At 70.0% G+C, this 13,091-nt stretch carries 9 protein-coding genes; 4 read left to right on the top strand and 5 right to left on the bottom strand.

The window, feature by feature from the left end; translation table 11 throughout:
* Window position 1 precedes the first annotated feature (1 nt).
* A complete protein-coding gene (locus ACWGIH_RS01500; RefSeq protein WP_453446027.1) occupies window positions 2-1,402 on the top strand; it encodes an amino acid permease in 1,401 nt (466 codons plus the stop codon).
* Between the two features lie 10 nt (window positions 1,403-1,412).
* Here ACWGIH_RS01500 and ACWGIH_RS01495 read toward each other — a convergent pair whose 3' ends face one another.
* A complete protein-coding gene (locus ACWGIH_RS01495) occupies window positions 1,413-3,047 on the bottom strand; it encodes a DUF6345 domain-containing protein (RefSeq protein ID WP_453446029.1) in 1,635 nt (544 codons plus the stop codon).
* Between the two features lie 241 nt (window positions 3,048-3,288).
* On the opposite strand from ACWGIH_RS01495, the gene ACWGIH_RS01490 reads away from it, so the two are divergent.
* Together ACWGIH_RS01490 and dnaK are read left to right on the top strand one after the other, a co-directional pair.
* Window positions 3,289-3,714 carry an OsmC family peroxiredoxin gene (locus tag ACWGIH_RS01490; RefSeq protein ID WP_451212308.1) on the top strand — a complete coding sequence of 142 codons (426 nt, stop codon included), beginning with the start codon at window positions 3,289-3,291 and terminating at the stop codon, window positions 3,712-3,714.
* A gap of 162 nt (window positions 3,715-3,876) precedes the next feature.
* Window positions 3,877-5,769, top strand: coding sequence for a molecular chaperone DnaK (dnaK, locus tag ACWGIH_RS01485; protein WP_453446030.1), 1,893 nt, complete (start codon window positions 3,877-3,879; stop codon window positions 5,767-5,769).
* Between the two features lie 28 nt (window positions 5,770-5,797).
* Here the strand turns inward: dnaK and narI are convergent, their stop codons facing one another.
* Genes narI through ACWGIH_RS01465 form a run of 4 tightly spaced genes read right to left on the bottom strand, consistent with a single transcriptional unit; the run spans window position 5,798 to window position 12,395 of the window.
* A complete protein-coding gene (gene narI, locus ACWGIH_RS01480) occupies window positions 5,798-6,520 on the bottom strand; it encodes a respiratory nitrate reductase subunit gamma (RefSeq protein ID WP_453446031.1) in 723 nt (240 codons plus the stop codon).
* Entirely contained in the window at window positions 6,520-7,089 is a 570-nt protein-coding gene (gene narJ / locus ACWGIH_RS01475; protein WP_453446033.1) for a nitrate reductase molybdenum cofactor assembly chaperone, read from the bottom strand. Before narJ ends, narI begins: the two co-directional genes overlap by 1 nt.
* Window positions 7,086-8,699: a nitrate reductase subunit beta gene (narH, locus tag ACWGIH_RS01470; protein WP_453446035.1), complete on the bottom strand. Its 1,614-nt coding sequence runs from the start codon at window positions 8,697-8,699 to the stop codon at window positions 7,086-7,088. The genes narJ and narH overlap by 4 nt, the downstream gene beginning before the upstream one ends.
* A 3-nt stretch (window positions 8,700-8,702) precedes the next feature.
* On the bottom strand, window positions 8,703-12,395 hold the full coding sequence (locus ACWGIH_RS01465; RefSeq protein WP_453446037.1) for a nitrate reductase subunit alpha: 3,693 nt from the start codon (window positions 12,393-12,395) through the stop codon (window positions 8,703-8,705).
* Between the two features lie 263 nt (window positions 12,396-12,658).
* On the opposite strand from ACWGIH_RS01465, the gene ACWGIH_RS01460 reads away from it, so the two are divergent.
* Window positions 12,659-13,084: a hypothetical protein gene (locus ACWGIH_RS01460; protein WP_453446039.1), complete on the top strand. Its 426-nt coding sequence runs from the start codon at window positions 12,659-12,661 to the stop codon at window positions 13,082-13,084.
* The last annotated feature ends 7 nt before the right edge of the window (window positions 13,085-13,091 follow it).

Genomic DNA, 13,091 nt, shown 5'->3' with positions numbered 1-13,091 from the left:
CATGCACGACACCGGAACCGTGAACCAGTCGGCTCCGGCCCCCGACCAGGAAGAACAGCGGACGGAGCAGCACGAGGACGGCGGCAGCAGGCACGCCCGCCGCTTCGGTCTCCCGATCGCCACCTGCCTCGTCATGGGCAACATCATCGGCGGCGGCATCTTCCTGCTCCCGGCCTCCGTCGCCCCCTTCGGGACCATCAGCCTCGTCGCGTTCGTCGTCCTGACCGCGGGCGCCATCGCCCTCGCCCTGGTCTTCGGCCGGCTCGCGCGGCGCGACCCGCGCACCGGCGGACCGTACGTCTACGCCCGCGCCGCGTTCGGCGACTTCGCCGGCTTCCTCGCGGCCTGGTCCTACTGGGCCACCGCCTGGGTGTCGAACGCCGCGCTCGCCGTCGCCGCCGTCGGCTATCTGGACGTCCTGATACCGGTGGGCGACCACAGGTGGACCGCCTGCCTGGCCGCCCTGGCCCTGCAACTCCTGCCCGCACTCGCGAACTTCGCGGGCACCCGCTACGTCGGCGCGGTCCAGGTCGTCGCCACCGTCCTGAAGTTCGTGCCCCTGCTCCTGGTCGCGATCGGCGGGCTCTTCTTCTTCGACAGCGCCAACCTCGGCCCCTTCCAGGCGAGTGACGACAGCCCGGCCGGCGCGATCTCCGCCTCCGCCGCGATCCTGCTCTTCTCCTACCTGGGCGTGGAATCGGCGGCCGTCAGCGCCGGTGAGGTGCGCGACCCGCGGCGCAACGTCGGACGCGCCACCATCCTCGGCACCCTCGGCGCCGCCCTCGTCTATCTGCTCGGCACCCTCGCCGTCTTCGGCACCGTCGCCCACGACAAGCTCGTCGGCTCCACCGCACCCTTCTCGGACGCCGTCAACGTCATGTTCGGCGGCTCCTGGGGCGGTACGGCGGTGGCGCTCGCGGCGGTCGTCTCGATCCTCGGCGCCCTGAACGGCTGGACCCTGCTGAGCGCCCAGACGCCGTACGCCGCCGCCAAGGACGGGCTCTTCCCCGAGGTCTTCGGCAAGAAGAAGCGCGGTGTGCCGACCGTGGGAGTCCTGGTCACCGTCGTCCTGGCCTCGCTGCTCACCGTCTACAACTACACGGCGGGATCGAGCGGCGTCTTCGAGTCCCTCGTCCTGATCACCACCTTCACCGCGACAGTGCCCTATCTGCTGGCCACCGCCGCGCAGATCTACTTCCTGGTCTCCGGGCAGGGCGAGCGCGTCAACCGTGCCGCCCTGGTGCGGGACGGCGTCCTCGCGGGCATCGCGTGCGGATTCTCCATGTGGCTGGTCGCCGGGTCCGGATACGCGGCCGTCTACCAGGGCGTCCTGTTCCTCTTCGCGGGGGTGCTCGTCTACGCGTGGATGGCGGCCCGCAAGGAGCGGACCGCCACCCACTGATGCTCCCGGACTACCTGGCGAGCGGTGCGACCACCCAGCGGCGGGTGGTGTACATGCTGTCGGGCGACCCGATCTCGATCAGCTTGCGGGCGGCCGGGTAGGCCTCGTTGCCCTCGATCTCATAGCCGACGTCGAAGGTGCCCAGCACGTCCCGGACCTCGGGCTCGCGCTGCGGGGCGGCACCCCGCCCGCCCTGCTCGTCCGCCGTGACGGAGGCGAGCTCGGCGAGCAGCTTGCGCTGGGCGGCTGCGAGGGCCTCGCGCGGGTCGCGTGCCCGCTGCGGGGCGGCCGCGGCCTTGCCGCCCGCGGGCGGCGGCGCGATGTCGGTGCTCGGCTCACGCGTCGTGCCGGTGGTGTCGCGCGTGGAGATCTGCGCCTGGACGACGGTCGCGTCGTTGTCCAGGGCCACCCGGATGAGACCGCGGTCGGGCGTGATGACCGGTATGCCGTCGAAGACCTGCCGGAACGTCACGTGGGTCTCCAGTGACACCGGCTCGCCCAGCTCGGAGCCGTCCTTCGCCCCGGAGTTCTGCATCAGGTCGTGCACGCTGTCCACGACGAGCTCGGCGCCGTCGGCGTGCTGCTCGGCGAACGCGCGGGCCGCCTCGACCGCCCGCTCCGTGGGCAGCTGCCGCAGGTTGCGGTGGTTGGCCTCGGCGAGCTTGACCCACCGGATCGCGTGCGGAGCCGTGGAGACGGTCCGGTCGCCGGAGGTGGCACTGAGCACGCCCTGCCGCTCGACCTGCACCTCTTGCAGCGCCGCCGACGGGAAGTCGGCGATGCGGCCCATCTTGGTGAGCTCGGCGCCCGGGTCGCGCGGCGCGAGCTGCACGATCTGCGGGCTGCCCGGCGCCTGCGTCAGCGGCTCCCTGAGGGAGTCGCGCGCGTTGAACCAGCGCCACGCGTACCAGTTGTCCGGCACGTGCTCGCGGTAGAGGGTGCGCTCACCGTTGAGCCGGGCGGTGGCCTCGGCCTGGTTGGCGCCGACCGCGCAGACCGAGGGCGCCTGGCCCTTGTAGATGTCCCAGCTCGCGTTCAGCCACGCGTCGGTGAACGTCTGGCCGGCCCGCCACTTCTCCCAGAACTTCTTGCCGTAGTCCGGGCTGTCGATGCTGACGGTCTCGAACCCGAAGATCATGCGGAAGCCGATGTTGGGGCCCGCCCAGGTGCGGATCGGGGAGTGCCCGCCGAGGACCCGCAGCGAGGTGCAGGTGGACCAGAAGACGTAGTTGGCCTTCTCGTTGCCCAGCGCCATCCGGTTCGAGACCGCGTCGCTGCGGCCGTCCCAGACCGCCCCGAGCGGCGCGAAGAAGACGCCGTTGTTGTCCATGCCGCCGTGACCCGAGTGGTACACGGCGACCACCGCGTCCATGCCGTAGCGGTCCTGCCAGTTGTCGTACGTCTCCTCGTACGCCCAGACCTGCGCCCCGCCGTCGGCGAACCAGAAGTTGCGGTCGTAGAACTGCTGGAGGTACGCCAGCCACCCGGTGGCGTCGGCGTGCGTGTGGAAGAGAGATGACTGGTTGACGAACTTCTGGATGCTGAAGGCGCCCCACCAGCCGAACGTCGAGTCACGGTCACCGGCGGCTCCGGGCTTCGCGCCCTCCAGTGGAGACGGACCGCGTTCGGAGTAGTTCATGCGCATGGTCAAACCCCCTGAGTGGACTCCTCGTCCCGTGGGCGAGGGGGCCTCAAAGTGTCACCGTGGACGCGCCTTGCACAGTTGGCATTTCGGCCATAGCGACCATGCCCCGGGGCTGTACTGACGCCTCAGGAACCCCGGTGGACAGGACCGGACTTGCGCGTGCACCGCGTCCGGGTGTGATCGGATGGGCGCACGGAAGTTCCGGAACGCATCCCGGAACCGCACTGAAGGGAAGTACATCGTGGCTACCACGCGCTCCGCGCACACGGTCTGGGAAGGCAACCTGCTGGAGGGCTCCGGCACCGTCACCTTCGACTCCTCCGGGATCGGGGAGCAGGCCGTGTCCTGGCCGTCCCGCGCCGAGCAGGCCAACGGCAAGACCAGCCCGGAGGAGCTGATCGCCGCCGCGCACTCCAGCTGCTTCTCCATGGCCTTCTCCAACGGCCTGGCCAAGGCGGGCACTCCGCCGACCCGGCTGGTGACGTCCGCCGACGTGACCTTCCAGCCGGGCACCGGCATCACCGGCATCCACCTGACCGTCGAGGGCACGGTGGAGGGCATCGACGAGGCGGCGTTCACCGCCGCCGCCGAGGACGCCAAGGCGAACTGCCCGGTGAGCCAGGCGCTGACGGGCACGACGATCACGCTGACGGCGAAGCTCGCCTGACCCAAGCCCGGAGCACGGCCTTTCCGGCCGGTCCCCGACTGTGCCGCCGTCCCCCCGGGGACGGCGGCACAGCCATGGGCGGCATTGACAACAAGCCGCTCAAGTTTTGTGATGGAGGTCGAAGTACTCCGGGAAACGGGCTCGCGTTGAAGGGGACTGGACATGGCACGTGCAGTCGGGATCGACCTCGGTACGACGAACTCGGTGGTGGCCGTCCTGGAGGGCGGTGATCCCACGGTCGTCGCCAACGCGGAGGGAGCGCGCACCACACCTTCGGTCATCGCCTTCGCCAAGAACGGCGACGTGCTCGTCGGAGAAGTGGCCAAGCGGCAGGCGGTCACGAACGTGGAGCGCACCGCGCGTTCCGTCAAACGCCATATGGGCGACGGCAGTTGGCGCTTCCCGGAGGGCGGCTCCGTGGACGGCACGCGGTACACCGCGCAGGAGCTCTCCGCCCGCGTCCTGCAGAAGCTCAAGCGTGACGCCGAGTCCTATCTGGGCGAGGACGTCACGGACGCGGTCGTCACCGTGCCCGCGTACTTCGACGACACTCAGCGCCAGGCCACCAAGGAGGCCGGCGAGATCGCGGGCCTGAACGTGCTCCGCATCATCAACGAACCGACCGCCGCCGCCCTCGCCTACGGCCTCGACAAGGGCGACGACCAGACCGTCCTCGTCTTCGACCTCGGCGGCGGCACCTTCGACGTGTCGCTCCTGGAGATGGGCGACGGCGTCATCGAGGTGAAGGCCACCAACGGCGACACGCAGCTGGGCGGCGACGACTGGGACCAGCGCATCGTCGAGTACCTGGTACGGCAGTTCAAGAACACGCAGGGAGTGGACCTCGGCAAGGACAAGATGGCGCTGCAACGGCTGCGCGAGGCCGCCGAGAAGGCGAAGATCGAGCTGTCGTCGTCGAGCGAGACCGACATCAACCTGCCGTACGTGACGGCGTCGGCGGACGGCCCCCTGCACCTCGCGGAGAAGCTGACCCGCGCCCAGTTCCAGGAGCTGACGGCGGACCTCCTCGAACGCTGCCGCGGTCCCTTCCACCAGGCGGTGAAGGACGCGGGCATCAAGCTCTCGGCCGTCGACCACGTGATCCTGGTGGGCGGCTCGACGCGGATGCCCGCGGTGACGGAACTGGTCAAGGAACTCACCGGGAGCGAGCCCCACAAGGGGGTCAACCCGGACGAGGTGGTGGCGCTCGGCGCGGCGCTGCAGGCCGGTGTGATCAGGGGCGACGTCAAGGACGTCCTGCTCCTGGACGTGACCCCGCTGTCCCTCGGCATCGAGACCAAGGGCGGCATCATGACCAAGCTCATCGAACGCAACACGACGATCCCCACCCGGCGTTCGGAGACCTTCTCGACCGCCGAGGACAACCAGCCGTCGGTCGGCATCCAGGTCTTCCAGGGCGAGCGGGAGATCGCCGCGTACAACAAGAGGCTCGGCGTCTTCGATCTGACGGGACTGCCCCCGGCACCGCGTGGCGTGCCCAAGATCGAGGTCACCTTCGACATCGACGCCAACGGCATCATGCACGTGTCGGCGAAGGACGAGGCGACGGGGCGCGAGCAGCGCATGACGGTGACGGGCGGTTCCGCGCTGCCCAAGGACGACATCAACCGCATGGTGCGGGAGGCCGAGGAGCACGCGGAGGAGGACCGCAAGCGGCGCGACGCCGCCGAGACCCGCAACCAGGCGGAGCAGCTCGTCTACCAGACCGAGCGGTTCCTGCGGGAGAACGAGGAGCGGATCCCCGCGGACACCAGGACCGAGGTGGAGGCGGCGGCAACGGAGTTGAAGGGCCTCCTCAAGGACAGGGCCGACGACACGGCGGCGCTGCGCGCGGGCGCGGAGAAGCTGGCCTCGGTGAGTCAGCGGATGGGGCAGGCCATGTACGAGAGCCCGGGGGAGAGCGCCCAGGAACAGGCGGCTCCGGGCTCCTCCCCCGATGACGTCGTGGTCGAGGCGGAGATCGTGGACGACGAGAAGCCGGGGGAGGGCGACGAGAGGCCGGGGGAGGGCAAGGAGAAGGGCACTCAGAGCTAGCCCGGGTCCCGGCCGGCGGGGCGGGAGATCACGACCCCGTCTTCTCCCACCCCCGCCGCTCGGGACGCGGCCCCACGCGGCGGGGGTCCTTGCTGCGGTACACCACGTACGGCCGGAACAGGTACTGCACCGGCGCGCTGAACATGTGCACCAGCCGCGTGAACGGGATCAGCGCGAACAGCGCCATGCCGACCACCGCGTGGATCTGGTACATGACCGGCACCCCCGCCATCCGGTCCGTGTCCGGCTGGAGGGTGAACAGGCTGCGGGCCCAAGGCGCCATCGACTCGCGGTAGTTGTAGCCCTCGCCCGACGCGTGCGTCAGCTTGGCCACCATGCCGAGCACGATCGCCGCGAACAGCACGAGATACATCAGCTTGTCGTTGGCGGTCGTCGCCCGGAACACCGGCGCGTTCGTGCGCCGCCGGTAGAGCAGCAGCAGGATGCCGAGCACCAGCAGGATCCCCGCCGCCGTGCCGCCGTACAGCGAGAACAGGTGGTACGTGTGCTCGCTCACGCCCACCTTCTCCGTCCACGACTCCGGCACGAAGAGCCCCACCAGATGTCCGACGAGGACGAAGAGGATGCCGTAGTGGAACATCGGTGACGCGATGTTCAGGAGCTTCGACTCGTACACCTGCGAGGAGCGCGTCGTCCAGCCGAACTTGTCGTAGCGATAGCGCCACAGGAGGCCCGCCACGAGGAGGACGAGGACCACGTACGGGATGACGCCCCACAGCAGCGTTCTCATCAGTGCTCCCCGATCAGTGCGAAGGGTTCAAGGCCGACGTCCTCCCGCGGGGGCCCCGACCTGGCAAGGGCCTGCGCCTCGGCCCGGTCCTTCGGCGAGGGGCCGGGCAGTGTCGCGCAGACCGCCTGGAGCACGGACGCGTAGGGCGTGCCGAAGTCGGTGAGGGCGAGCCGCAGCAGCTCCAGGCCCGGCCGGTGCTCCTCCAGGAGGACCGGGCCCGCGTGCGCGGAGAACTCCAGGACCGCGGGCAGGAAGTCCGGCAGCTCCTCGCCCGTGAACTCCAGGCCGTGCTCCCGGTAGACCTCCTTGAAGCGGACCAGGGCCATGCCGCGCCGCCGCGTGTCACCGTCGCGCCACCAGCTCAGATACAGGCTGTGGCGGTTCTTGAAGTCGAAGACCCGGACGTAGTGCGCGGCCAGCTCGGAGGGTCCGGTCGCCGCCGCGTGCTCCAGGAAGGTACGCAACTCCGGTGCGGCGGCCGTCAGTTGCGGCAGCAGGTCGCGGAACTCCTCGTCCGGATAGGCCAGGCAGTGCGCGGCTGCCCGGTAGAGCACGGCGTGGTCGCTCACAGGGTGTCCTTCTCGGTCGCGGAGGGCTGCTCGTCGGCGGTCTGCCGGTCCCGCAGGGTGTGGAAGTTCTCGATGGTCACGAGCGGCAGCTGCTTGCGGCCCGAGTCCTGGCCGAACGGGCCGTCCCCGCCCGCCCCCGGACCGCCCTCGAAGTCGAGGCTGCACGAGTCGGGCAGTGCCGACTCCTCGAGGCGCTGCGCGTCACCGACCGCCGCGGTCGGGATGACGTAGCGGTCCTCGTACTTGGCGATGGCGAGGAGGCGGTACATCTCCTCGATCTCCTGGCCAGACATGCCCACGGCCCCGGCCACCGAACTGTCGGGCCGGTCACCGAGGTTGATGGCCCGCATGTGTGCCCGCATCGCCGCCAGCTTCTCCAGCGAGGCCCGCACCGGGCCCACGTCGCCGGCCGTGAAGATCTCCGCCAGGTATTCGAGCGGGATGCGCAGGGTGTCGATCGCGCCGAAGAGGTTGTCCAGGTCCTCGCCGTCGTGCCCGGTCTCGCTCAGCGCGTCCACGACCGGGGAGAGCGGCGGGATATACCAGACCATCGGCATGGTGCGGTACTCCGGATGCAGCGGCAGCGCCACCTTGTACGTGCTGATCAGCGCGTGCACGGGGGAGCGGCGTGCCGCCTCGATCCAGTCGTGGCCGATCCCGGCCCGCTCGGCCTCGCGCCGCACCTCGGGGTCCTCCGGATCGAGGAAGACCCCCAACTGGGCCTCGTACAGCGCCTTGTCGTCCTTGACCGACGCGGCCTCCGTCACCTTGTCGGCGTCGTAGAGGATGACGCCGAGGTAGCGGAGGCGGCCCACGCACGTCTCCGAGCAGACGGTGGGCAGACCCACCTCGAGGCGCGGGTAACACATCGTGCACTTCTCGGCCTTGCCGGTGCGGTGGTTGAAGTACACCTTCTTGTACGGGCAGCCCGTCACGCACTTGCGCCAGCCCCGGCAGCTGTCCTGGTCGACCAGGACGATGCCGTCCTCCTCGCGCTTGTACATCGCCCCGGACGGGCAGGACGCGACGCACGACGGGTTCAGGCAGTGCTCGCAGATCCGCGGCAGATAGAACATGAAGGTCTGCTCGAAGGCGAACTTCACCTTCTCCGTGGCCTTCTCACGGGTCTTGGCGACCATCGGGTCGAGGTCGCCGTACTCGGTCGCGCCGCCCAGGTTGTCGTCCCAGTTCGACGACCACTCGATCTTCATGGGCTTGCCGCTGATCAGTGAGCGCGGCTCGGCCACCGGGTAGTCGTCGCCCAGCGGGGCGTCGGTGAGGTTTTTGTACTCGTACGTCCAGGGCTCGTAGTAGTCCTTGATCTCCGGCAGCTTGGGGTTGGAGAAGATCTCCAGGAGCGCCTTGATCCGGCCGCCGTTCTTGAGCTTCAGGGCGCCACGCTTGTTCAGCTCCCAGCCGCCGCGCCACTTCTCCTGGTCCTCGTAGCGGCGCGGATAGCCCTGGCCGGGACGGGTCTCGACGTTGTTGAACCAGACGTACTCCATGCCGTCCCGGTTGGTCCACGCCTGCTTGCAGGTGACGGAGCAGGTGTGGCAGCCGATGCACTTGTCGAGGTTCATGACCATCGCGATCTGTGCCATGACGCGCATGTGTCAGTACTCCACCTTCTGCGAGCGGCGGCGGATGACCGTCACCTCGTCGCGCTGGTTCCCCGTCGGGCCCAGGTAGTTGAACGCCCACGACAACTGGGCGTAGCCGCCGATGAGATGGGACGGCTTGAGGATGAGGCGGGTCAGGGAGTTGTGGATGCCGCCGCGCTTGCCGGTGGTCTCCGTCTTGGGGACGTTGACCGTGCGTTCCTGCGCGTGGTGCATGTAGACCGTGCCGGCCGGCATCCGGTGCGAGACGACCGCGCGCGCCACCACGACGCCGTTGCGGTTGACCGCTTCGATCCAGTCGTTGTCCTTCACTCCGACCGCCTCCGCGTCCTGCGGTGACATCCAGATGCACTGTCCGCCCCGGGAGAGCGACAGCATGAAGAGGTTGTCCTGGTACTCGGAGTGGATGGACCACTTGTTGTGCGGGGTGAGATAGCGGACCGTCACCTCCTTCTCGCCGTCCGGGCCGAGCTGTGGCTCCCCGAACAGCCGGTTCATGTCCAGGGGCGGCCGGTAGACGGGCATCGCCTCGCCCAGCTCGTGGATCCAGTCGTGGTCGAGGAAGAAGTGCTGGCGTCCGGTGAGCGTGTGCCAGGGTTTGAGGTGCTCGGTGTTGAGCGTGAACGCCGTGTAGCGCCGCCCGCCCGACTCGCTGCCCGACCATTCGGGCGAGGTGATCACGGGGACGGGCGCGGCCTGCGTGTCGGCGTACGTGATGCGCTTGCCCTCGTGCTCGGCGGCCAGGTGCGCCATCTCCTGGCCCGTGCGCGCCTCCAGGGTGTGGAAGCCCTGCGTGGCGAGGCGGCCGTTGGTGGTGCCGGACAGGGCGAGGATGGTGTTCGCCGCCTTGACCGCCGTGTCCATGGCGGGGCGCCCGTCGGCGGGGCCGCCGCGTACGACGCCGTTGCGTTCGCGCAGCTCGTCGACCTCCTGGTCGGGCCGCAGGGCGATGCCCTTCGCGGGCAGGCCCAGCTTCTCCGCGAGCGGGCCGAGCGCCGCGAACTTCGCGCCGATCGCCGTGTAGTCCCGCTCGACCACCGTCAGGCCCGGCATCGTCTTGCCGGGGATGGCCTCGCACTCGCCCTTGCGCCAGTCGAGGACGACACCGCCGGGCTGCGCCGTCTCGCCGGGGGTGTCGTGCTGGAGCGCGGTGGCGACGACGTCCTTGCGTACGCCGAGATGGTCCACGGCCAGCTCGCTGAGCCGTTCCGCGATCGCCTTGAACGCGTCGAAGTCGGTACGGGCCTGCCAGGGCGGGTCGACCGCCGGGGTGAAGGAGTGCACGTAGGGGTGCATGTCCGTGGAGGAGAGGTCGTGCTTCTCGTACCAGGTCGCGGCGGGCAGGACCACGTCCGAGAGCAGCGTCGACGACGTCTGGCGGAAGTCCAGCGAGACGAGCAGATCGAGCTTCCCCTCGGGAGCCTCGTCCCGCCAGGTCACCGTCGAGGGCCGCTCGTCGGGCGATGCCTCCTCCGCCCGCAGCGAGGAGTGCGTGCCGAGCAGATGCTTGGTGAAGTACTCCGCGCCCTTCGCGGACGAGCCGAGCAGATTGGCGCGCCACAGGGTCAGGACGCGCGGCCAGTTCTCCGGGGCGTCCGGGTCCTCGCAGGCGAAGTTGAGTGTGCCCGCCTTGAGCTCGTCGACGACATTGGCCACCGGATCGCCGGAGGCCCCCGAAGTGTCGCCCAGGTCAAGGGAGTTGCGGTCGAAGGTCGGGTAGGAGGGCATCCATCCGGTGCGCGCCGACAGGGCCAGGCAGTCGGCGCCCGTCATGCCCGCGAAGCGTCCATCGCCGAGCGGCGAGGCCAGCACGTCCGCCGCGAACTTGTCGTAGCGCCACTGGTCGGTGTTCAGGAACCAGTACGCGGCGCCGATCATCTGCCGAGGTGGCCTGCTCCAGTCATTGGCGCTGGCCAGCGTCGCCCAGCCGGTCGCCGGACGGCACTTCTCCTGACCCACGTAGTGCGCCCAGCCGCCGCCGTTGCGGCCCTGGCAGCCGGTCAGCTGGAGCAGGGCGAGGAAGGCACGGTAGATCGTCTCGGAGTGGAACCAGTGGTTGGTCCCCGCCCCCATGAGGATCATGCAGCGCCCGCGTGACTTCTCGGCGGTCCGCGCGAACTCCCGCGCGATCTTCACCGCCTTCGCGGCCGGGACCGAGGTGTGCGCCTCCTGCCAGCCCGGGGTACCGGGCGCGTCGGCATCCTCGTACGAAGAAGGCCACTCGCCCGGAAGGCCCGCGCGCCCGACGCCGTACTGCGCGAGCAGCAGGTCGAAGACCGTCGTCACGAGCGGCCCGTCCTGGCCGCCGAGCCGCGTGGCGGGCACCCCGCGCCGGACGATCTCCCCGCGGCCCTGGCCGTGCGTGCCGCCCTCGGTGTCGAAGCGGGGGAGCAGCACCTCGACGCCCGTCGAGATGTCGGAGTCGTGCAGGGTGAGCTGCGGCTTGATGTTGCCGAGCTCCAGATTCCACTTGCCCTTGCCCGACTCGGTCCAGCGGAAGCCGAGCGAGCCGTTCGGGACGGCGGGCTGCCCGGTGTTCTCGTCGAGCACCGCCGTCTTCCAGTCGCCGCCCTCACCGCTCTGACCGAGATCGGTGGCGCGCAGGAACTTCGAGGGGACGTACGCGCCGTCGCGCTCGGTCAGCGTCACGAGGAAGGGCAGGTCGGTGAACTTGCGCACGTAGTCCGTGAAGAAGTCCGTCTGCCGGTCGACGAAGAACTCCTTGAGGATGACGTGGCCCATCGCGATGGCCAGGGCGCCGTCCGTGCCGGGGTGCGGGTGCAGCCACTCGTCGGCGAACTTCGTGTTGTCCGCGTAGTCCGGGGACACGGCCACGACCTTCTGGCCGCGGTAGCGCGCCTCGGCCATCCAGTGGGCGTCCGGCGTCCGCGTCACCGGGACGTTCGAGCCCCACATCATCAGATACGCCGCGTCCCACCAGTCGCCCGACTCCGGTACGTCGGTCTGGTCGCCGAAGACCTGCGGCGACGCGACCGGCAGGTCCGCGTACCAGTCGTAGAAGGACAGCATGGGCGCGCCGATCAGCGACATGAAGCGGGCGCCCGCCGCGTGCGAGACCATCGACATCGCGGGGATGGGGGAGAAGCCCGCGACGCGGTCGGGGCCGTGCGTCTTGATCGTGTGGACGTGCGCCGCCGCGATGATCTCCACGGCCTCGTCCCAGGTCGCCCGGACGAGGCCGCCCTTGCCGCGCGCCTGCTGGTACGTCCTGCGCCGCTCCGGATCCCCCTGGATGTCCGCCCAGGCCAGGACCGGGTCCCGCAGCCGGGACTTCGCCTCGCGGTACATCTCCAGGAGCACGCCCCGCAGGTACGGGTAGCGGACCCGGGTCGGCGAGTACGTGTACCAGGAGAACGCGGCGCCGCGCGGGCAGCCGCGCGGCTCGTACTCGGGGCGGTCGGGGCCGACGGAGGGGTAGTCGGTCTGCTGGGTCTCCCAGGTGATGATGCCGTCCTTGACGTACACCTTCCAGCGGCAGGAGCCCGTGCAGTTCACGCCGTGCGTCGAGTTCACGACCTTGTCGTGGCTCCACCGGTCCCGGTAGAAGGCGTCCGCGTCCCGGCCGCCGACGAGTCCGATGCTGTGCAGGTCGGGGGCGGCGGTGCCGCGGCGGAAGAACTTTCCCGCACGCAGCAGCGCGGCGCCGGGCTCGGTCGTCTCTGTCACCCTTGAGCTCCCTAGGTCTGCCTTTCAACGAACTTAGGTGCGGGGTGACGGGGGCACACGGCAGTGGCCGCCGTACGGGTTGCGGGGGTGTGTGGCGCGCGTCGGCGTGCGGCGACAGGGGTGCTCCGGGGTCGCCGCCCTTACTTCTGAGGTAATCGACCCCCGCCCGCGGGCCCGGCAGGCTGGTCTCACCGGATCCGGTCCGGCGCACTCCGGCCCGGATCCGGCCCTCTCTCCCTACCGCCGCTCGGAGGCAGCACCCCATGTCGACGTACCTCGCACACCCGCTCAGCGCACTCGCCCGCACGAACGACGCGAAGACGATGCTGCGCCGCTTCCTCGCCCTCGACGCGGTCGTGACCGGCGGGAACGGCCTCGCGTACGCGGCCGCCTCGGGCCCGCTCGGCCGTTTCCTCGGCGTCGACGCGGGGCTCCTGCTCGGCCTGGGCGTCTTCCTCACTCTGTACGGCGTGGGCGTCGGCTACCTCGCCTCACGCAAGAGCCCGCCCACGGCTGCCGTCCAGGGGGTGATCGAGGCGAACGCGGCCTGGGCGGTGCTCAGTGTCGTCGCCCTGATCGCCTGGCTCTCGCCCACCACCGCTGGCGCCGTGTGGATCCCGCTCCAGGCTCTGACCGTCGGGTGTTTCGCCGCCCTGCAGTACGCGGCGCTGCGGGCCCTGAGGGCGTAGGGCTCTT

Source organism: Streptomyces sp. NPDC054872 (assembly GCF_053610705.1).
The sequence above is the reverse complement of the archived record's forward strand: the minus strand, read 5'-3'. Positions and strand labels throughout refer to the sequence as shown.